Below are 18,679 nucleotides of genomic sequence, written 5' to 3'. Positions count from 1 at the left end.
GACCGAGAGCGACATGCCCGGCTCCGACCGTCTCTACGTGTTTCATCCGCGGATCATTGCCGCGATGGCGGGTGGGATGGGGTTGTCGCTGATTGCCGTGTTCGGGGTGATCTGGTTCCGGTTGTCGCCGGAGGATCGTGGGTCGTTCGACTGGTTCCAGCGGCTCACGCTGCTCGCGTTCTTCGGCGCGATTCTCTGGATCCTGTACCGGATGACCACGCTGCGCGTCACGGCGTACGCGGACCGGCTGCGGATCCGGAACGTGTTCAAGTCGTACACATTGCAGTGGTCGGAGGTCAGCGCGCTGCGGTTCCGGCCGGGCGACGCGTGGCTGCAGCTGTTCGATGCCGATGACAACCGGATCGGCATTCTCGCGGTCCAGGCGGCCGAGGGTGCGCGGGCGAGCCGCGCCGCCAAGCAGCTGGCAGCGGTCGCCCGCGAACACGGCGCCGGTCCTAAACGGATACCTGAAAACTAGTCGTCTGTGAGTCGCCGGGCTTGAGGACGACGAGGTCCTGACCGGTACGGAATGCGTCCGGCGGGCAGGTCATCGGCTCGACCGCGAGCGCCGTACGCCCGACCGCCTCGCCGGTGAACAGCTGCATCCACGGCGTGTCACTCGTCAGCACCGACCGCGCGCCGCTGTCCGGGTCGGTGAGGGACACGGTCCACTCGCCGTCCAGGCCGGTGAACGCGTTGTCGATCGAGGTCGAGCCGATCAGTCGCGGCTCACGGAAGTCGTACGGCGAACCGTCGACCGGCGTCAGGCCCACCGGCGCCATACGGTCCGCGGACACCTCGAGCCGCTGCGCTGCGGTGAATTCGAGGATGCACTCGTCGATCGGGCGACCGACGCTGAGGTACGGGTGCGCTCCATAGCCGTACGGCGCTGTTGATCGGCCCACGTTGGTGGCAGTCGCGGCTACCGTCAGCCTGTCCGTCAGGTGGTAATCGAGGCGGAGCTCGAGCTGGTGGGGGTAACCCGGCTGGCCGTGCAGGCGGTGGCCGACCGCCACAGCAGCTCCGTCGGAGCCGTCGTCGAGGCGGACCCAGTTCGCCCAGCGGGTGAGGCCGTGGATCGCGTTCTGGCGGGCCGGTTCGGTCAGGTACAGCTGCTGGTCGGCGCCCTCGAACGTGTACTGCCCGTCCGTGATCCGGTTCGGCCACGGGAACAGGTGCTGCCCGAGTCCGGCATGCGCCGCCTCGTCCTCGCCGTACGCGAGCAGGACCGGGCGCCCGTCGTACGTGAGGTCCCGCAGCCCGCCGCCGACACTCACCACCGTCACCTCGTACCCGCCGCCGCGGAGGACCCATTGCTCACCCGAAGGCAAAACAGTCATGCCCCAATCCTGACTGACCGGTCCATCGGGGGCGACCCCGTTCGTAGTGATGCTGTAGACACGCTCACAGGAGGAACGACATGAAATATCTGCTGCTGATCAACGCCGGCGAGCTGGACCTGCAGGACGCACCGGTGGGGTGTGAGCCGGAGGACTGGATGCGGTTCGACAAGGAGATCACCGACGCGGGCGTGGTGGTCGCCTCCGAGTCGCTGGCCGATCTGGTCACCGCGACCCGGGTCGAGGTCGCCAACGACGGCAAGCGGACCGTGACCGACGGGCCGTTCGCGGAGACCCGGGAGGTGCTCGGCGGGTTCTACGTGATCGACGTACCGGACCTGGACGTGGCGCTCGACTGGGCCGCGAAGTGCCCGGGATCGCGCGGCGGCGGTTCGGTGATCGTGCGGCCGGTCGCGGAGTTCTGAGGATGGAGCAGGTCGAGGCGGTCTTCCGGGAGGAGCGCGGCCGTTTGCTAGCAGCGCTAGCTCGGAGGTTCGGGGACCTCGACCTGGCCGAGGAGGTCACGTCGGAGGCGATCGAGGCGGCGCTCACGCGCTGGCCGGTCGACGGCGTACCGCCGAACCCGGGCGGCTGGTTGATGACCACCGCCCGGCGGAAGGCGGTCGACCGGCTCCGCCGGGACCAGGTGTACGCCGCCAAACTCGCGATCCTGCAGGTCGAGGCGGATCGCCCGACGCCGCAGGCGACCGGGGACGAACTGCCCGACGAGCGGCTGCAGCTGTTCTTCACCTGCACCCACCCGGCGCTCGCCGCCGAGGACCGCGGCGCGCTGACGCTGCGGTGCCTCGCCGGGCTGACCACGCCGGAGGTCGCGCGGGCGTTCCTGGTCCCGACCGCGACGATGGCGAAGCGGATCGTCCGCGCGAAGAAGAAGATCCGGGAGGCGCGGATCCCGTTCCGCGTCCCCGGCCCGGACGAGCTGCCGGAGCGACTGCCCGGCGTACTGCAGGTGATCTACTCGGTCTTCACCGAGGGGTACGCCGCCAGCTCCGGACCGTACCTGCAACGCCTGGACCTGGCCGAGGAAGCGATCCGCCTGGCCCGGATCCTGCACCGTCTTCTCCCCGGCGAGCGCGAGGTCACCGGCCTGCTGGCGCTGATGCTGCTGATCCACGCCCGCCGCGACGCCCGCACCGGCCCCGGCGGCGAGATCGTCCTGCTCGAGGACCAGGACCGCGGCCGCTGGGACCACGAGATGGTCGCCGAGGGCCGCGACCTGGTCGTCACCGCCCTCACCGGCGGGCCGCCCGGACCGTACGCCGTCCAGGCCGCGATCAACGCGGTCCACGACGAGGCCGCCGAGTTCGGGAGCACCGACTGGCCCCAGATCGTCCAGCTGTACGACGTACTGCTGGGCCTCGACCCGTCACCGGTGATCGCGCTGAACCGCGCCGCCGCGATCGCGCTCCGCGACGGCCCTGAAGCGGGGCTAGCACTGCTAGCCGAGCTAGCGGCTGATCCCCGGCTCCAGGACTACCACCCGTTCGCGCTGGCCCGCGCAGACCTGCTGCAACGCCTCGGACGTTTGCCGGAGGCAATCACCGCCTACGAGCAGGCCCTCGCCCTGGCCGGCTCCGAACCCGAACGCAACCTGGTCCGCCGCCGCCTCACCGGCCTCCAAAAGTAAGGTGCGCGCCCTAACATGGCTGGATGGAGACCGTTTACGAAGCGGCGGGTGGGGCCGAAGGTATGGTGCGGCTGGCGGCTGAGTGGCACGAGCGGGTGATGGCGGACGAGGTCGTCAGCCACGCCTTCCACGGTGGCGCGCGGCCGGATCACACCGAGCGGCTGGCGGCGTACTGGGGTGAGGCACTGGGCGGACCGCCTGCCTACACCGAGGCGTACGGCGACGAGGCGTCGGTGCAGCGCCGCCATGCCGGAAACGGCGAGCACGACGAGATGAACCACCGGGCGATCGCGTGCTTCGACGAGGCAGTGATCGCGGCCGGCATCGACGACGAGCGGACCAGGGCCGTACTGCACGACTACTTCGCCTGGGCGACCTTCACCACGATGTATCGCCACGACGTCGACGACATCGCCGACGACCAGCCCGTCCCGCGCTGGTCCTGGGACGGACTGGAGACGTGACGGATCGCCTGGCGAGGCTCGCCCAGAGCTGGGACGAGGCGGCCGAGGGCTACGAAACGTACTTCGTCCCACGCTTCGCACCGTGGGTCCGGGCCGCCGTCGACGAGCTCGACGACGTACCGGAGGGTCCGGTCCTGGTGCCGTGCTGCGGGACGTTTCCCGAGCTGGCGCTGCTGGCGCCACGATGGCCCGGTCGGCGGATCGCCGGCATCGACCTGTCCGCCGGGATGGTCCGGCTCGCCCGCCTCCGGGCCGCCGGGAACCCATTGGTCGAGGTCGTCCAAGGAAATGCCATGACGCTGGACCCGGCCTGGTCCGCCGCGGCCGTGGTCTCGGTGTTCGGCCTCCAGCAGCTCCCGGATCCCGCCACCGCGATCCGGTCCTGGTACGACGTACTTCGGCCCGGGGGCCGCCTGTGCGTTGTCTACTGGCCCGGGACCATCGAGGACACCGGTCCGTTCGCCCTTCTCGACAAGGTGATCGACGCCGGGCGCGACAACTCCTGGGAGGACGATCTGATCCCGGCCCTCGACGGCGCCGTGATCGAACGCGACGTCCACCTGTCGTTCCCCATGACCCATCCGGGCGCGGCGGAGTACTTCGACGCCGCCAACCACGCCGGGCCGATGCGTGCGCTCGCGCTGGCGCGCGGAGACGACTACATCGCGGAACTCCGGGCGAAGTACCTCGCGGAAGCACCCGACGGCGAGTGGACGCACCACCCGCGGGCCCGGCTGATCTCGGTCAGGAAGCAGCTGAGTCGTGCGGCGGGAGCGCCACCGACTTCGTGACGAGTTCGAGCGCCGGGTCGAAGGGCGTCGACGGGTCGCCGTCGACGATCACGTGGGCGCGGGAGCGGGTGGCCTGGTCGGCGAAGTGGTCGCGTTCCCAGCGCATCCACTCCAGCCAGTGGTCACGGAGGGCCTCGCCGTCGCGTTCGATCCCGCGGTCCAGGCGAACCTCGTTCGACGTCTCGACCCAGAGCCGCAACGCCTGCCAGTGGCCCGCGTCCCGGTCGCAGGCAGTGACACCTTCGACGATCAGCAGGTCCACAGTGTTCGGTACGACGTGCAGCTCGGCGTACACGCCCTGATACCAGTCGTACCGCCGGTACCGCCCTTCGCGGCCGTCGGCCAGCCGTTGCAGGACGTGATCGCGGAGCAGGGCGAATCCACGCTCGGCTCCGTCCCAGCCGTCGTACAGGTCGTCCATGTGGATGACGTAGGTGTTCAGGTCGCGGGCCTTCGCCCGGGCCTCGAGGGCGGCGGCGACGGTCGTCTTGCCGGACCCGGCGGGGCCGTCGATACCGATCAGCCTGGTCCGGCCGAGGCGTGGCGCACCGGCCTGGACGTTGTCCAGCAGTGAGTCGATGGTCAGGGGGTTCGGGCCTTGGTCAAGGGCCTTGTCAGTTGATTCCATGGCGCTTCAGGATGTCCTCGATCTCGTCGAACTCCGACGATTCCTGCTGCTTCGCCTTCCCCTTTGACGGCTTGGCAGCTTTGGCGGTCGCGGCCGACGCGGGCTCCGGGCCCGTCGACGTCAGCTCTCCCGCGGGCGAGGCGGGTTTCTTCTGTGCCTTCTCGGCCTTCTGGTTCCCGCCGCGGCCCCGGGCTACACCCGAGACGACGTACAGCACGACCGAGACGCCGAACAGCGCGACTCCGGCCCACACGGTCGGCGAGAAGATCAGGTGGGCGGCCCAGCTCACAACCGAACGCACCACTTCCCACAGCACCTTGAGCAACCCGGTCATGTACAGCGAGACCGGTAGCAGTGACCAGGCGATCCCACGCGTCCCTGCCGCGATTCCACGGCGTCGCCAGGCGAACCACGAGCCGATCAGTCCGAGCAGCGTCAAGCCTGCGCAGAGCGGCAGTAGCGTCGAAGCGTCGTAAGTAGGCACATGTCCAGGCTCGCACAGATGGCCCGCGAACCAAGAGGGGAACAGCCCTGACGTGCCCCTGAAACCGCGGTCCGGATCCCCAGGCCATCACAATCGATGTCCGCGCCCTGGCGTGAGCGTGCCTCCGCCCGCGAGCCGCAGTTGTGATGGCCTGGAGATCCGGACCTCCACCACTCATCAACCTCCGATTCTGCCCCGCATCCCGGCGTGCCGAGCGTGCCGGAGGCTCGGTTCGGCGGGGTTGGTGAGTGGTGGCGGTCCGGGTCCGGGGAGAATGCAGGCATGCAACCAGAGCGGCGGCTGGCCTTCACCGGTTTCGACAACGACGACGGGTCGGCGGACCCGGCGCTGGCCCGGGCGCTCGCCGACGGGGACGAGGGAGCGGTGCTGGCGGCGCTGACCAAGGCGCGGCTGCTGGTGCCGGTCGTCGCGATGCTCGGCGAGGTGGAGTACGACGAGAACGGGCTCGCGCACGACAAGACGTCGGACATGGCCGTGGTCCTGCTCCAGGGCCAGGACGGGCGGAACGCGCTCCTCGCGTTCAGCGGCACCGAGAGTCTGGCCCGCTGGGATCCCGCGGCTCGCCCGATGCCCCAGCACACGCAACTGGTCGCCACCGCGGCGGTCCAGGAGGGCGCCGCGGCGATCGTGCTGGACATCGCCGGCCCGGCCGCGGGCGTGATCGAGACCGACGACGTACGGCGACTGGCCGCCGGCCTCCAGGTGGTGCGCCTGGAAGACGGCGGCTACGGATGGATCGAATCAGCCCACGGGTGAGCTGAGCGCGTCCATCGGCCTGGACCGCATCGCGATCCGGCCGGTGATCGCGGTGGTCGGCAGCACCAGGAGCAGAACCACCGCGATCCAGCCGGCCAGGACCCACACCGACCCGGACGGTATCGGCCATCCGCGGGTCGCCATCGCGATCGGCAGCACCGTGAACGCCGCCGTGATCAGCCCGGCCGCCAACCCGAGCCCGGCGATCAGTAGCCCCTCGAGCGTCAGCATCCGGGACACCTCCCGCCGGGTCGACCCGGTCAGCCGCTGCAGCCCGAACTCCCGCCGCCGGTCCAGCACCGCGACCGCGATCGTGTTCACCGAGGCGATCGCCGTGTACGCGACCGCGATCGCAGCCAGCAGGTACCCGATCCAGGCGTCCACGCCGAGACCGGTGTCCAGCCCCTCGCCGAGCAGCTCCCGGCCGCCGGCCGTCGTACCGGGCCACGCGGGGAGGTCGAGCTTTGTGCCGTTCGTTTTCAGCAGGAGCTGACTTGGGAGACCTGTTGTCGTGTGCGTGGCCAGCAGTTGCGCCGGGAGCAGGAGGGACTCGTAGCCGGACGGGCCTTCGACCAATGCGACGACCTTTACCTTGACCAGGGCGTTGTCGCCCAGGCGGACGCCGATCTGCGAACCGACGTCGACCTTCAGTTTCTTCGCCGTACCGGGTGGGAGGGCGATGGTCTCGCCGGTCAGATCGTCCAGCGAACCCTTCTTGACCTTGCCCGTGTAGACCGGACCGCTCAGGCCGAGGAGCGGCCACGCGTCGCTGGTGTGGGACTTGTCGTACGGCTCCTCGATCCAGCCCTTGCTGCGGACCAGTTCGGACACCGTGGTGACGCCGGGCACCGACCGGGCGGCTGCGGTGAGCTCGGGCGCGATGCCGCCCGCCGTGCTGGTCACGGCTACGTCGGCGGCCAGGTTGCCGGTGAACGCCTCGACGGCGGCCTTCTGCTGGGTGGTCTGCGAGTAGATGTTGCCGATGGCAATCGCCGTGGCGATCGTGATCGGGACCAGGATCGCGGCGAACTGCACGGCGCGGACCCGCAGGTTGATCACCGCCAGGACCCCGCTGGTACCGCGCTTCTCGACGAGTCGCGTGAGGCGGGGGACCAGGGATCGCTGGATCACCAGCGGGGCCAGGATCGCGACCGCGATCGATCCGGTCAGGCCGGCCGGTCCACCGATCGCGGCGGCGTTCGCCGGTCCCATGAACGGTGTCGACAGCGCGATCGCGACGGTTGCTCCGGCGAAGATCAGGCCGATGACGATCCGGATACGGCCCAGCGCGACGTTCGGTACGGCGGCTTCCGCCAGGGCCTGGATCGGGCGGATCCGGGCCGCCTGTCCGGCCGCGATTCCGACGGTGACGCGCAGTACCGCGAAGGTCAGGAGTGCGGCGCCGGCGAACGGGAGCGGACCCTGGTCGAAGCGCAGCTGCGGCGGGACGACTCCGCCGTCGGCGAGCAGCCCGAAGATCCAGGTACCTGCGATCCGACCGCAGAGCAGGCCGAGGACGAGGCCGATCAGGCCGACGAGCATGGTTTCGGCGATCACCATCTTGGCGACCTGGCGTGGGGTTGCGCCGCTGGCTCGGAGGAGTGCGAGTTCGCGGCGGCGTTGGCGTACCGACAGACCGATCGTGGCTGAGACCACGAGTGCCATCACCACGGCCACCATGCCGCCGAAGACGCCGGACATGATGATCAGCGGGAGGCTTGTCGCGATTCCCTGGAACTCCGCGACGCCGCGGTCGTCGCCGGTGTAGGCCTTGACGCCGGTCGGGAGGTCGAGTCGTTTCGCGAGGTCGCGGGGTGAGGTTCCGTTGGCCGGAAACAGGCCGATCGCGTCGACCCCCGCAGGCACATCCGAGTCCGCGAAGAAGACCCCTGGCACATCCACCCGGTGCTGGGCTCGCGCGATCCCCGCCAGCGTGTAGGTCCGCGACTCGCCGCCGACGGTCACAGCCAGTCGATCACCGGGCTTCGCGGCGTCGGTCAGCCGTTCGTCCAGGACGATCTCTCCGGTGCGGGGCGCCCGGCCGGTGGTCAGTTCGTACGGCGTGAGCGGGGCGGAGCTCCACCCGTGGCCCGCGAGCGCCGTACCCGCGGAGTCGGGATTGGTCAGGTGGGTCGTGAGGATCGCGGGGAAGGAGCGATCGGGGACTGCTTGGGCGACTCCTCGGGTGCCGGCGAGTTTCTTGGTCAGGGTGGGGTCGAGGCGGGGGCGTTCTGGGAAGGGGGCGGCGCCGCTGCCGTTGGGTGGGTGGTAGGCGGGGTCGCCGGTGACGACGATCGGGGCGGCGGCCAGGCGTTGGGGTGGGGCGTTGAGGCGGAGGCCGGATTCGAGCAGGCCGCCGGCGGCGGACAACAGCGCCCCGCCGAGCAGGACCGCGACGAAGATCGCGAGGAACGCGGCAGTCCGATACCGGAGCGTGGTGACAGCGAGGCGCAACATGAGCGGAATCTCCCTGGGTGCTGTGGGATGGGCGAGGCGCGGGTGCGGTGGGCGAGTGAGGTGCGGTGGTCAGGTGGGGTTTGGGGTGTTGCGGGTGCTCAGTTGGGCTAGGTGGGCGGCTACGGCTTCTGGGGTGGGGTGGGTCGTTTCGGCGACTATTTGGCCGTCGACGAGGAAGACCACGCGGTCGGCGTACGACGCCGCGACGGGGTCGTGGGTGACCATTGCGATGGTTTGGCCGAGTTCGCGGGACTGGTCGCGGAGCAGGGTGAGGACCTCTAGGGCGGTGGTGGTGTCCAGCGCCCCGGTCGGCTCGTCGGCGAAGGTGATCGCGGTTCGTCCAGCGAGAGCGCGGGCGATCGCGACGCGTTGCTGCTGACCGCCGGACAGCTCGCTCGGCCGGTGCTTGCTGCGCTCGCCGAGCCCGACGCGCCGGATCACCTCGGTCACCCACGCGTCGTCCGGAGCCTTCCCGGCCAGCGTCAGCGGGAGTACGACGTTCTGCCGCACAGTCAAAGCGGGCATCAGGTTGAAGGACTGGAACACAAAGGCGACCTGCTCGCGCCGCAGCTCCGTCAGCGCCGTCTCGTCCAGCCCCCGCAACGACCGCCCGGCCAACTGGACGTCACCCGACGTCGGACTGTCCAGACCGGCCGCACAGTGCAGCAGCGTGCTCTTGCCGGAGCCGGACGGCCCCATCACCGCGGTGAACGTGCCGGCCGCGAACCCGTAGGTCACACCGGCCAGAGCATCGACCGCGCCCGGACCGGTGCCGTAGACCTTACGGACGTCGGTGAGCTGTACGGGCGTGCTCACGAGGCGACCAGTACGTCGTTCTTGCGGTGGTACGACTCGTTCGTGAACCACAGGATCGCGACGACCGCACCGAGGCCCAGGTCCGACCACAGCCACCACGGGCCGTCGAAGTGACCGAAGACCGCCAAGACCACCCAGACCACGAACTGGACCACGCAGGCGACCAGCCAGACACCTGAGACGGCCTGGAGCGCCACGGTCAGCCCGCGGGGCGGTGCGGCGTTCGCGACGCCGGACAGGATGTTCCGGAGCTCGCCGCGGGTCCGGGCCGCGAGTACCAGCTCGTGCCGGTCGCTCGCCTGGGACGGGGTGAGTGCGGCCTGCCGTACGGCGCTGTCCAGCTTGGCGAGCGCGGCGTGACGGTCGGCGTCGGTGAGCTGGACCTGGTCCGGGGTCAGGAGGTGTTCGAGGAGGTTGTTCATCATCGTGTCCTTCCGGGTTGTGCTGACACGAAAAAGCGTAGGGGTTGAACAGTTTCGCTGACCCGGTGCTCAGGACCCGTTTCGAGGTGGTGCTAACACCCCTGTTCGCACGTGTCCGGCGTACGACAGGATGGAGGTGTGACCGAGGACCGCGCGGACCTGCCGCCGGGGCTCGCCCTCTCGTGGGGCGTGCTGCCGGTGCAGCGGCGCGGGCCGAAGCCGGCGCTGTCGATCGAGCAGATCGTGGCCACCGGCATCGAGTTCGGCGATCGGGACGGGTTCGAGGCGATCTCGCTGCAGCGGATCGCGGCGCAGCTCGGCGTCACCACGAACGCCATGTACCGCTACGTCCGGTCCAAGGAAGAGCTGATCGTCCTGGTCCACGACAAGGCTGTCGGGATGCCGCCGGAGCTGCCGTCCGGCTGGCGTGCGGCGGCGATCGCGTGGGTGGACGCGCAGGTGAAGTTGTACGCCGACCGTCCGTGGCTGCTCGACGTACCGATCCGCGGCGCGCCCGTCACGCCGAACCTGCTGCGCTGGGTCGAGGTGATGCTGGCGGCGATGGCCGAGACCGGGCTCAGCCAGCACGACAACCTCGGCTGCCTGGTGCTGCTGGACGGGTATGCGCGGAACTACGCCGGCCTGGCGCGTCAGCTCGGCGCGAGCGATCACACGCCGGTGCAGACCGAACAGGTCGGCCAGTTCCTCGTACCGCGGCTGATCGAGGGCGGATACCCGACGCTGGTGTCGCTCTATCTCAACCAGGAGTACGAGGACGAACTCGACGACGACCTCGAGTTCGGCCTGGCACGAATCCTCGACGGCATCGACGTACTGATCGCCAAGCGGTAACGCCGGAGAAACAGGCCCTGGGATTGGATCTCACTGACAACGTGAGGAGCAATCCTTTGACCAACCACAGCAGGCGTACGTTTCTGGGCGCGACCGGTCTGGCCGTCGCCGGCGTCGCGGTCCTTCCCGCGACGGCCCGCGCCGCAACACCCTCGGGTCTGCGCGGCGAGCTCGACAAGTACCTCGATCGGCTCGAGGCTGATGATCTGTTCTCCGGAACCGTTCTGGTCACCCGCGACGGTCGCACGGTGGTGTCGCGCTCGATCGGGTACGCCGACCGGAAGAAGGGCATCCGCAACCGGGCGGACACCAGGTACTGCCTGGCCTCGGTGACCAAGATGTTCACCGCGACGGCGATCGCGCAGCTCGCCCAGCGCGGCTCACTGAGTCTCGTCGACCCGATCGGCAAGTACCTGACCGGATTCAAGCCCGAGATCGCGGACCACGTCACGATCCACCATCTGCTCACGCACACGTCGGGCCTGGGCGACTACATGCAGATCGCGGGGTACTTCGCGGAGTCGGCGACCTGGACGACGCCGCGCCAGATGGTGGACGGCACCCTGCGCTATATCCGCACGGAGTCGCTCGCGTTCACACCGGGCACCGGCAGCAAGTACAGCAACTCGGGTTTCCACGTGCTCGGCTGCATCGTCGAGAAGATCTCGGGCGAGTCCTACTACGACTACATCCGCAAGCACATCTTCCGCCCGGCCGGCATGACCGCGTCGGATTTCACCCTGCTGGACCAATGGCGCACCGACAGCCGCTTCGCGCATCCGTACCCGACCGATGCCTCCGGCAAGCGGTACGACGCCCTCGACGGAGACACGTTCGGCGTCATCGGCAGCCCCGCGGGCAACGCGTTCGCGACGGCGCCCGACCTGGTGCGCTTCGCCCGGGCGCTGAATGACAGCACGCTGGTGAGCGCGACGTACCGGGATGTCTTCGTCACGCCGAAGTTCCCGATACCGCCGCTGCCGGCGAAACCGGGGCTGCCCGAGGTCACCAACTTCATCGGGTACGGGATGGACAGCGCCATCCTCAACGGTGTGCTGATCACCGGGCATCTCGGCGGTGCGCCTGGCATCAGTACGAGCACCGAGTGGTACCCGGGCCGCGGCTGGACCGCGATCCACCTCGGCAACTACGACGCGGCTCCCGGCGCGAACGTCAACCAGGAACTGCGTCAGCTGTTGGCGAGCTGAATCCGGACCGGGCTGTGGGTGCGGGCCTCGACCCAGTGGAGGTGGAATTCGCTGCCGGGGGCAACTTCCGCGCGACGTTCCGGCTGGGTGCGGAGGTTGATCGGTGCGGTCAGCGTGGTGGCGGGCGCTTGCGCCGGCGCGCCGTTCGCGCGCGTCGTCGCGATCAGGTCCGCGAGCGCCTGCGCGGCCGGTTTGCGCCGGTGGTCGACCGTGAACAGGCCGAGGTCGTACTCGCGGTCCGGGAAGTCGAGCAGCCGCCGGTCGATGTCGTGCGAGGACCACCACGTCACGCCGTACAGCGCTGGGTTCCCCAGGACGGTCTCGACGGTCCGCCGGGTGAACTCGGCCTGCAGGTCGACGGGGATGTCGGGTCCCGGTACGCCGATTTCCTGCAGCCAGACGGGCCGCTCCGGGGCGAGCGACTTGGCGAGCTCTACCAGGTAGTCGGCGTGGGTGAGGGTGGCCGGACCGAGGGGACCGTCCACTCGTGAGACCCCGTTGAAAACCCACGAGTGGACAGTGGTCAGGTCACCCAGGTCCACCGCGTCAACGGGATGGAACGGGTGGTCGCCCTTGTACCAGGCGTCGTCGAAGACCGAGTGCAGGGCGAGTACGCCGGGTGCTGCCTTCTGTACCGTCGTCAGCAGCTCCTGCGCCCACGCGGTCGAGGCCTGCGGCGTGGTGGAGCTGTCCGGCCAGAGGTTGTTGACCTCGTTGCCGAGCGTGATCGCGAAGACGTTCGGCTTCGTCGCGACCGCGCGCGCCACGGCGTCGACGTACGCCGTGAGTCCGTCGCGGACCGTCCTGTCCTCGAACAGGCTGCTCTTGTGCCAGGTCAGCACCCACGACGGGAGGAAGTCGAAGCTGGACAGGTGCCCCTGGATCAGGTCGACCGCGACGGTCAGCCCGTGCTCCGCGGCGGCGTCGATCGTGTCCAGCAGGTCGGCGATCGCCCGCTCGCGGATGATCGCCCGGTTCGGCTGGATCCACGGCCAGACCGGGAAGACCCGGACGTGATCCAGCCCGATCCCGGCCAGGTCCGCGAAATCCCGCCGGACCGCGGCGCCGTCGTAGTCCAGCCAGCTGTAGAACCATCCCGCCGAGGGAACGTAGTTGGCGCCAAACCTGACGGGATCCGAAGACATGCCGAGGATGCTAAATCGGTTTAGGCCGGTAGCGCAAACGTCAGGCCGGGGGAGCGGTCGACTCGCGGACCGTCAGGACCGGGTCGGCGGTCCGGCGGTTGATCACCGTGCCGGGGTCGGCGATCGTCTCGAGCAGCACCTCGGCGGCCTGGCGGCCGAAATCGAACGTGTCGCGGGACAGGGCCGTCAGCGCCGGGTGCATGAGCTGGGTGAGGATCGAGTCGTCGAACGCGACGATCGACAGGTCGCCGGGCACCGAGACGCCCATCTCCATCGCGACCCCGAGGCCGGCCACCGCCATCACGTCGCTGTCGTAGACGATCGCGGTCGGGCGATCGGACTGGGACAGCAGTTTGCGGGTGATCGCGGCGCCCTCCGCGTCGCTGAAGTCCGTGGTCAGCGAGGGGGCGTCGAGCAGTCCGAGCCGGGGCGCGGCGTCGCGGACGGCCCGGATCCGGCGCTGCGTGTGCTGGAAGTTCGGCGTACCGGCGACGTGCGCGATCCGGCGATGGCCGAGCGCGGCCAGGTACTCGACGATCGAGAGCATCGCGTCCCGGTCGTCGGCCCAGACCGAGGCGAGCGCGCCCTTGCCGCCGCGGCCGCCGATCACGACGGCCGGCAGCTCGAGCGCCCGGAGCTCGTCGACCCGCGGGTCCTTCACGGTCAGGTCGACCAGGATCACGCCGTCGACCCGGTGCTCCGACGCCCACCGCCGGTACACCTCGATCTCGGCCGCGGTGTCTTCGACGATCAGCAGCTGCAGCGAGATCGACTCCGCCGACAGCCCCGACTGCACGCCGGACAGCAGATGCGCGAAGAACGGCTCGACGCCGAGCGTGCGGGCCGGGCGCGCGATCACCATTCCGACCGAGTCGACCCGGGACGCCCCGAGCGCCCGCGCCGCGCTGTGCGGCCGCCAGCTCATCTGCTCGGCGATCTTCAGGATCCGCTCGCGGGTCGCGTCGCTGACCCCCGGCCGCCCGTTCAGCGCGAACGACACCGCACCCTTCGACACCCCGGCCCTGGTCGCGATGTCCGCGATCGTCGGTCTCGCCATCGGTGATACCTCCTGCCCTTGACAGCGGATTCTACGATGTGGATAGTTCGGGAGCTATACCGGTTTATCAATTCCAGGAGATCCCATGCGTAGACGCCGTTCGGCGCTGGTGGCAGGTCTTGCCGCCGCCGCTCTCACCCTCGCCGGCTGCGGCCTCGGTTCCGAGGACTCCGGCAGCAGCGGCGGCGCCAAGCCGACCGTCGACGCGAACGCCCAGGTGACCGGTGAGGTCAGTTTCCAGACCTGGGCGCTGAAGCCCAAGTTCACGTCGTACGTCGAAGGCGTGATCAAGGCGTTCGAGGCGAAGTACCCGGGCACGAAGGTCACCTGGCTGGACCAGCCCGGCGACGGCTACGACAAGAAGGTGCTGAGCCAGGCGTCGGCCGGTCAGCTGCCGGACGTGACGAACCTGCCGCCGGACTTCGCGCTGAGCCTGGCCAAGCAGAACATGCTGCTCGACGTCGCCGCCGCGGACCCGAAGCTGAACGAGGAGTACGTCGAGGGCGGCGTCAAGGCGTACCAGTACCAGGGGCTGGACGGCACGTTCGGCTACCCGTGGTACCTGAACACCGATATCGACTACTGGAACGCGACCAAGTTCGCCGCGGCCGGCCTGGACGTGAAGAACCCACCGAAGACCTTCGACGAACTGCTCGCGGCCGCGAAGACCATGCACGACAAGACCGGCGGCAAGGAATACCTGATGAGCCGGCTGCCGGGGATCGGCGACTTCACCAACGCCGGCGTGAAGATCCTCTCCGACGACGGCAAGAAGTTCACCTTCAACACCCCCGAGGCCGCCGCGCTGCTGGACAAGTACCGCGACGCCTACAAGGCGGGCTACATGCCGCGCGACATCCTGACCAACGAGTACCTGGGCAACTCCAAGCTCTTCACCCAGGGCAAGGTCGCCTGGACCACCGGCGGCGGCAACGCGATCCAGGACTTCAACAAGGACAACCCGTCGCTGAAGGGCAAGGTCGTCCCGTCGCCGGCGCTCGACACCCCGCCGCTGTACGTGCAGGGTCTGTCGGTCTCGGCCAAGACCAAGAACCAGGCGGCGGCGATCGCGCTCGCCCGGTTCGTCACCAACGCCGAGAACCAGGCCGCGTTCGCGAAGATCGTGAACATCTTCCCGTCCACCAAGGCCTCCGCCTCCGACCCGTACTTCTCCAAGTCCGACGGTACGCCGGAAAGTGACGCCAAGGTGCTCGCCTTCGAGTCGCTGGCCAAGGCGAAGGTGCTGTCGCCGCCGATCATCAGTGGCGCGACCAACGACTTCATCGGGCAGCAGATCTCGCTGGCGATCTCCGGCAAGATCTCGTCGCAGGCAGCTCTCGACGCCGCGGTGGCGAAGGCCAACCAGCTGCTGACCCAGTGATGCGTTACAACCGTTGGTTCACCCCGTGGGTGCTGGTCGTCCCAGCACTCACGTGGTTGCTGGTGTTCAACCTCTGGCCGTCGATCAACACCGTCATCCTGTCGTTCACGAACGCCAAGCCGATCGGCGGCGGGCACTTCGTCGGGCTGAAGAACTTCGAGACCCTGCTGCACGACGAGCAGCTGCGGTGGGCACTGCTGAACAGCGTCATCTACATGGTGGTCTGCCTGCCGTTCCTGACCGTCCTGCCGCTGCTGCTCGCCGTACTGGTGGAGAAGAAGCTGCCGGGGATCACGTTCTTCCGGACCGCGTTCTACACCCCGGTGGTGGCGTCCGCGGTCGTGGTGGCGCTGATCTGGCAGTGGATCCTGGACGACCGCGGCCTGGTCAACGGACTGGCCGAGAAGCTCGGAGTGATCTCGGGACCACTGCCGTTCCTGTCCGACCAGTGGTTGTTGTTGCTCAGCGCAATCAGTCTGACGATCTGGAAAGGGCTCGGGTACTACATGATCATCTACCTGGCCGCCCTTGGGAATGTCGGGCGTGAGCTGCACGAGGCGGCGGCGGTCGACGGCGCCGGTCCGCTGCGGCGGTTCGTGCACGTGACCGTCCCCGGCGTCCGCGGAACCATGATCCTGATCTCGATCCTGATCTCGGTGTCGGCGCTGCGGGTGTTCTCCGAACTGTTCATCCTCAGCGGCGGCAAGGGCGGTCCGGGCGGCCGGGACAACTCGGTCGTGATGCTGATCCAGCAGTACAGCCAGGGCTTCGAGGGCAACCTCGGCTACGCGTCCGCGTTGTCGATCGTGCTGTTCTTCGTCACCGTCGTACCGATGCTGGTGCTGGCCCGTCTCAACCGCCGGGGGGCCGAGGCATGAGCACAGTGACTCAGGAGCGTCCCGCGGTGCGTGAGGCATCCGGTACGCCGAAGCGCCGCAAGGGCTCGTTCGGGTTCAACTCGGTGTCGCCGCGGGAGAAGGTCGCGCGGTACGTGCTGCTGGTGTTCGTGCTGCTGATCACGATCGGGCCGTTCCTCTGGCAGCTGTCGACGTCGTTGAAGGGGTCCGGGGAGGACATCTACACCCGGATCCCGCGGCTGCTGCCGGCGCAGCCGACGTTCGACCACTACAAGGAGGTCACCGACACCATCCCGGTCTGGGACTACGCGCGGAACTCGCTCGTGGTCGCGTTCCTGGTGGTCGGCGGCAACGTCATCGGTGCGTCGCTGGCCGGGTTCGCGATCTCCCGGTTGCAGTTCCGCGGCCGCAAGATCGTCCTCGGCCTGTTCCTCGCGACGCTGGTCCTGCCGGGTGAGGTCACGATCATCTCGCAGTACGTGACGGTCCGGGAGTTCGGGCTGGCGAACACGCTCTTCGGTGTCGCACTGCCCGGGATGATCGGTGCACTGAACGTCTTGCTGATGTACAACGCGTTCCGGTCGTTGCCGGTCGAAGTCGATCAGGCAGCGGTCGTGGACGGCGCGGACGCGTGGCAACGGTTCCTGTACATCGGCCTGCCGTCGGTGCGCGGGACGATCAGCGTGATCGCGATCTTCGCGTTCATCGGCGCCTGGGACGACTTCCTCTGGCCGTTGATCGTGCTCACCGACCCGGACAAGTACACGCTGACCGTCGGACTGCAGTACCTGTCCGGCACGTTCAGCAACAACCCGCGGCTGATCGCGGCGGGCACGATGATCGCATTCATCCCGATCGTGATCGTCTTCGCCACCCTGCAACGCTTCTTCTTCAAGGGCGTCGAGGAAGGCGCGGTCAAAGGCTGAAGCAGACCGGCTCCGGCCCTGCAAAGCCGGAGCCGGTCCGCTGTTGTCCGGCTACTTCACGAGCACGATCGAGTTGATCGGCGTGAAGTCGTACGGCACCGACGGGCCGGTGTAGCGCGCCACCGGGTAGCAGTTCGTCCCGTTGTAGCCCTTGCAGATCTGGAACCCGGCGCCACCGGTCTGGTTGTTCCACAGAACCTTCTTGCCGACCACGTTCGACAGGTTGTGCGCGCCGTAGCTGTACCAGATGTTCTTGCTGAGGATGCTGCCGTTGGGCTCCTGCAGACACACTGCCCCGGACGGGCAGGTCGCTGTCGTGCCCATGGTCGCTTCCGCCGCGTCCGTCGCCGCGCCGGCAGTCGGTGCCAGCGCCACGCCGGTGCCGATCACGGCAGCGGCGATACCAGCGGCGGTCATCGCAAACTTGCGCATGGTTTCCCCTTAACCTGAAGGGCCCCCCGAGTGAAGACCCACCACCGAAGTTAGTCCGCGAGCAGGCGGCCGGGAGCGGACTCGACACCGTTTCGGCGCTGGCCGAAAAGGGTTGTCAGCGCATCCGGGTCTCGGCGAAGTCCAGCCATCGGGTGGTGTCGGCGGGAGTGTGGTGGCGGATGGACCAGTCGACCATCCGCAAGGACATGTGCGCCCAGTAGAGACGCAGTACGGCGGGGTCGAGCGTGCTGTCGAGCAGGTCGTCGAACCAGTCGAGGGGCAGCCGCGACTCCGCGTCGAAGCGCAGGGTGACCAGCGCGAATCGGCGGTCGCCGCGGCCGATGCCGTCCCAGTCGACGATCCCGGTGATCCGTCCGGCGTCGGTCAGCACGTTGCCGGTGTGGAAGTCGAGATGTACGAGGTCGTCACCGGTCATGCCGCCCGGCTCGTCACGGCCGACCTCGTGGATCCAGTGCAGGAGCCTCCGCGTGCGGTCGTCGTACCGCTGGAGTGATTCGTGCAGGCAGAAGCCGGGCCCGCTCTCGAGCAGGTACATCGACGGGACCGGCAGCTCGGGCGCCAGGCCGGTGAAGTGGTCGGTCAGCGCGATCATCGACTCCAGCAACGCGCGGTCGACGGTCTCCGGCGGCTGGCCCGGCAGTCGCTCCTGCACCACGCCGACGCCGTCCGGCAGGTCCGCGAGCAGTTGGTACCGCGGGACAGGCAGCCCGCCCCGCCGCGCCGCCTCGAGTACTTCCGCCGTACGCCGAAGGTCGCCGAGGGAACCGAATCCGCGCGTCAGTACGCCGTCCCGTCCGTCAGGCCAGCGCACGAACGCGGCACCGACCTCGCCCGCCCCCGCCTGCACGACGAACTCCAGCCCGGCACCGCTCGCCTGATTGACCTCCCGTACCAACTGCCGCGCATCGAGCTTCGCCACCGGAGCCGGTATGCCGTCGTGATTCACAACGACCGACCGTAGCTGGCCCCGGCG

21 protein-coding genes are annotated in these 18,679 nt (G+C 68.9%); 11 read left to right on the top strand and 10 right to left on the bottom strand.

Annotated elements, in window-relative coordinates; all coding sequences use genetic code 11:
- The first annotated feature begins 13 nt into the window (after nucleotides 1–13).
- A complete protein-coding gene (locus E0H50_RS39615) occupies nucleotides 14–478 on the top strand; it encodes a PH domain-containing protein (RefSeq protein ID WP_131296303.1) in 465 nt (154 codons plus the stop codon).
- Here the strand turns inward: E0H50_RS39615 and E0H50_RS39610 are convergent.
- On the bottom strand, nucleotides 456–1,340 hold the full coding sequence (locus tag E0H50_RS39610) for an aldose 1-epimerase family protein (protein WP_131296302.1): 885 nt from the start codon (nucleotides 1,338–1,340) through the stop codon (nucleotides 456–458). The two genes, E0H50_RS39615 and E0H50_RS39610, sit on opposite strands and share 23 nt — an antisense overlap.
- 80 nt (nucleotides 1,341–1,420) lie before the next feature.
- On the opposite strand from E0H50_RS39610, the gene E0H50_RS39605 reads away from it, so the two are divergent.
- From E0H50_RS39605 to E0H50_RS39590, 4 genes are read left to right on the top strand one after another with little or no spacing between them, the layout of a single operon-like run.
- On the top strand, nucleotides 1,421–1,765 hold the full coding sequence (locus E0H50_RS39605; RefSeq protein ID WP_131296301.1) for a YciI family protein: 345 nt from the start codon (nucleotides 1,421–1,423) through the stop codon (nucleotides 1,763–1,765).
- Between the two features lie 2 nt (nucleotides 1,766–1,767).
- Nucleotides 1,768–2,988 carry an RNA polymerase sigma factor gene (locus E0H50_RS39600; protein WP_131296300.1) on the top strand — a complete coding sequence of 407 codons (1,221 nt, stop codon included), beginning with the start codon at nucleotides 1,768–1,770 and terminating at the stop codon, nucleotides 2,986–2,988.
- A 23-nt stretch (nucleotides 2,989–3,011) separates the two neighbouring features.
- Nucleotides 3,012–3,452 carry a globin domain-containing protein gene (locus tag E0H50_RS39595; RefSeq protein WP_131296299.1) on the top strand — a complete coding sequence of 147 codons (441 nt, stop codon included), beginning with the start codon at nucleotides 3,012–3,014 and terminating at the stop codon, nucleotides 3,450–3,452.
- Entirely contained in the window at nucleotides 3,449–4,243 is a 795-nt protein-coding gene (locus E0H50_RS39590) for a class I SAM-dependent methyltransferase (protein ID WP_202868537.1), read from the top strand. The genes E0H50_RS39595 and E0H50_RS39590 overlap by 4 nt, the downstream gene beginning before the upstream one ends.
- Here the strand turns inward: E0H50_RS39590 and E0H50_RS39585 are convergent.
- Nucleotides 4,197–4,871, bottom strand: a complete 675-nt coding sequence (locus E0H50_RS39585) for a uridine kinase family protein (protein ID WP_131296298.1) — start codon at nucleotides 4,869–4,871, stop codon at nucleotides 4,197–4,199. The two genes, E0H50_RS39590 and E0H50_RS39585, sit on opposite strands and share 47 nt — an antisense overlap.
- Nucleotides 4,858–5,355, bottom strand: coding sequence for a hypothetical protein (locus E0H50_RS39580; RefSeq protein ID WP_131296297.1), 498 nt, complete (start codon nucleotides 5,353–5,355; stop codon nucleotides 4,858–4,860). Before E0H50_RS39580 ends, E0H50_RS39585 begins: the two co-directional genes overlap by 14 nt.
- Nucleotides 5,356–5,637: 282 nt before the next feature.
- Between E0H50_RS39580 and E0H50_RS39575 the strand changes: the two genes are divergently transcribed.
- Entirely contained in the window at nucleotides 5,638–6,132 is a 495-nt protein-coding gene (locus E0H50_RS39575) for an SseB family protein (RefSeq protein ID WP_131296296.1), read from the top strand.
- Here the strand turns inward: E0H50_RS39575 and E0H50_RS39570 are convergent.
- From E0H50_RS39570 to E0H50_RS39560, 3 genes are all read right to left on the bottom strand, one after another.
- Nucleotides 6,118–8,589: an ABC transporter permease gene (locus tag E0H50_RS39570; protein ID WP_131296295.1), complete on the bottom strand. Its 2,472-nt coding sequence runs from the start codon at nucleotides 8,587–8,589 to the stop codon at nucleotides 6,118–6,120. The two genes, E0H50_RS39575 and E0H50_RS39570, sit on opposite strands and share 15 nt — an antisense overlap.
- A 69-nt stretch (nucleotides 8,590–8,658) precedes the next feature.
- The gene (locus tag E0H50_RS39565; protein WP_131296294.1) at nucleotides 8,659–9,405 is read right to left on the bottom strand and encodes an ABC transporter ATP-binding protein; all 747 of its coding nucleotides are present in this window, start codon (nucleotides 9,403–9,405) and stop codon (nucleotides 8,659–8,661) included.
- Nucleotides 9,402–9,827, bottom strand: a complete 426-nt coding sequence (locus tag E0H50_RS39560; RefSeq protein ID WP_131296293.1) for a DUF1707 domain-containing protein — start codon at nucleotides 9,825–9,827, stop codon at nucleotides 9,402–9,404. The genes E0H50_RS39565 and E0H50_RS39560 overlap by 4 nt, the downstream gene beginning before the upstream one ends.
- A gap of 138 nt (nucleotides 9,828–9,965) precedes the next feature.
- Between E0H50_RS39560 and E0H50_RS39555 the strand changes: the two genes are divergently transcribed.
- Entirely contained in the window at nucleotides 9,966–10,679 is a 714-nt protein-coding gene (locus E0H50_RS39555; protein ID WP_131296292.1) for a TetR/AcrR family transcriptional regulator, read from the top strand.
- A gap of 56 nt (nucleotides 10,680–10,735) precedes the next feature.
- A complete protein-coding gene (locus E0H50_RS39550; protein ID WP_165547457.1) occupies nucleotides 10,736–11,887 on the top strand; it encodes a serine hydrolase domain-containing protein in 1,152 nt (383 codons plus the stop codon).
- Here the strand turns inward: E0H50_RS39550 and E0H50_RS39545 are convergent.
- Nucleotides 11,869–13,032, bottom strand: a complete 1,164-nt coding sequence (locus E0H50_RS39545; protein ID WP_131296290.1) for a glycoside hydrolase 5 family protein — start codon at nucleotides 13,030–13,032, stop codon at nucleotides 11,869–11,871. The genes E0H50_RS39550 and E0H50_RS39545 overlap by 19 nt on opposite strands.
- A 40-nt stretch (nucleotides 13,033–13,072) precedes the next feature.
- Nucleotides 13,073–14,089, bottom strand: a complete 1,017-nt coding sequence (locus E0H50_RS39540; protein WP_131296289.1) for a LacI family DNA-binding transcriptional regulator — start codon at nucleotides 14,087–14,089, stop codon at nucleotides 13,073–13,075.
- A gap of 85 nt (nucleotides 14,090–14,174) precedes the next feature.
- Here E0H50_RS39540 and E0H50_RS39535 point away from each other — a divergent pair, with 85 nt between their 5' ends.
- The 3 genes from E0H50_RS39535 to E0H50_RS39525 are packed head-to-tail and all read left to right on the top strand — an operon-like array spanning nucleotide 14,175 to nucleotide 17,253.
- The gene (locus E0H50_RS39535) at nucleotides 14,175–15,470 is read left to right on the top strand and encodes an ABC transporter substrate-binding protein (RefSeq protein ID WP_131296288.1); all 1,296 of its coding nucleotides are present in this window, start codon (nucleotides 14,175–14,177) and stop codon (nucleotides 15,468–15,470) included.
- Nucleotides 15,470–16,348 (top strand): carbohydrate ABC transporter permease, encoded by an 879-nt coding sequence (locus E0H50_RS39530; RefSeq protein WP_131296287.1) that lies wholly within the window; start codon nucleotides 15,470–15,472, stop codon nucleotides 16,346–16,348. Before E0H50_RS39535 ends, E0H50_RS39530 begins: the two co-directional genes overlap by 1 nt.
- Nucleotides 16,345–17,253 (top strand): carbohydrate ABC transporter permease, encoded by a 909-nt coding sequence (locus E0H50_RS39525; protein ID WP_131296286.1) that lies wholly within the window; start codon nucleotides 16,345–16,347, stop codon nucleotides 17,251–17,253. Before E0H50_RS39530 ends, E0H50_RS39525 begins: the two co-directional genes overlap by 4 nt.
- Before the next feature lie 51 nt (nucleotides 17,254–17,304).
- On the opposite strand, the gene E0H50_RS39520 is transcribed toward E0H50_RS39525, so the two are convergent.
- Both E0H50_RS39520 and E0H50_RS39515 read right to left on the bottom strand, forming a co-directional pair.
- The gene (locus E0H50_RS39520; protein ID WP_131296285.1) at nucleotides 17,305–17,685 is read right to left on the bottom strand and encodes a hypothetical protein; all 381 of its coding nucleotides are present in this window, start codon (nucleotides 17,683–17,685) and stop codon (nucleotides 17,305–17,307) included.
- A 115-nt stretch (nucleotides 17,686–17,800) separates the two neighbouring features.
- Nucleotides 17,801–18,625 carry a phosphotransferase gene (locus E0H50_RS39515; RefSeq protein ID WP_238151657.1) on the bottom strand — a complete coding sequence of 275 codons (825 nt, stop codon included), beginning with the start codon at nucleotides 18,623–18,625 and terminating at the stop codon, nucleotides 17,801–17,803.
- Nucleotides 18,626–18,679: the final 54 nt, after the last annotated feature.

The sequence above is a fragment of the Kribbella sindirgiensis genome, assembly GCF_004331435.1.
GTDB classification, from domain to species: Bacteria; Actinomycetota; Actinomycetes; order Propionibacteriales; family Kribbellaceae; genus Kribbella; species Kribbella sindirgiensis.
This window is presented reverse-complemented; position numbering and strand designations above follow the sequence as displayed.

Excerpts from the sequence above, each read along its gene's own strand:
- E0H50_RS39570 (WP_131296295.1), bottom strand. The coding sequence starts at position 8,589 with ATGTTGCGCCTCGCTGTCACCACGCTCCGGTATCGGACTGCCGCGTTC.
- E0H50_RS39585 (WP_131296298.1), bottom strand. The coding sequence starts at position 4,871 with ATGGAATCAACTGACAAGGCCCTTGACCAAGGCCCGAACCCCCTGACC.
- E0H50_RS39600 (WP_131296300.1), top strand. The coding sequence starts at position 1,768 with ATGGAGCAGGTCGAGGCGGTCTTCCGGGAGGAGCGCGGCCGTTTGCTA.
- E0H50_RS39560 (WP_131296293.1), bottom strand. The coding sequence starts at position 9,827 with ATGAACAACCTCCTCGAACACCTCCTGACCCCGGACCAGGTCCAGCTC.
- E0H50_RS39545 (WP_131296290.1), bottom strand. The coding sequence starts at position 13,032 with ATGTCTTCGGATCCCGTCAGGTTTGGCGCCAACTACGTTCCCTCGGCG.
- E0H50_RS39575 (WP_131296296.1), top strand. The coding sequence starts at position 5,638 with ATGCAACCAGAGCGGCGGCTGGCCTTCACCGGTTTCGACAACGACGAC.
- E0H50_RS39615 (WP_131296303.1), top strand. The coding sequence starts at position 14 with ATGCCCGGCTCCGACCGTCTCTACGTGTTTCATCCGCGGATCATTGCC.
- E0H50_RS39530 (WP_131296287.1), top strand. The coding sequence starts at position 15,470 with ATGCGTTACAACCGTTGGTTCACCCCGTGGGTGCTGGTCGTCCCAGCA.
- E0H50_RS39605 (WP_131296301.1), top strand. The coding sequence starts at position 1,421 with ATGAAATATCTGCTGCTGATCAACGCCGGCGAGCTGGACCTGCAGGAC.
- E0H50_RS39525 (WP_131296286.1), top strand. The coding sequence starts at position 16,345 with ATGAGCACAGTGACTCAGGAGCGTCCCGCGGTGCGTGAGGCATCCGGT.
- E0H50_RS39540 (WP_131296289.1), bottom strand. The coding sequence starts at position 14,089 with ATGGCGAGACCGACGATCGCGGACATCGCGACCAGGGCCGGGGTGTCG.
- E0H50_RS39610 (WP_131296302.1), bottom strand. The coding sequence starts at position 1,340 with ATGACTGTTTTGCCTTCGGGTGAGCAATGGGTCCTCCGCGGCGGCGGG.
- E0H50_RS39520 (WP_131296285.1), bottom strand. The coding sequence starts at position 17,685 with ATGCGCAAGTTTGCGATGACCGCCGCTGGTATCGCCGCTGCCGTGATC.
- E0H50_RS39595 (WP_131296299.1), top strand. The coding sequence starts at position 3,012 with ATGGAGACCGTTTACGAAGCGGCGGGTGGGGCCGAAGGTATGGTGCGG.
- E0H50_RS39535 (WP_131296288.1), top strand. The coding sequence starts at position 14,175 with ATGCGTAGACGCCGTTCGGCGCTGGTGGCAGGTCTTGCCGCCGCCGCT.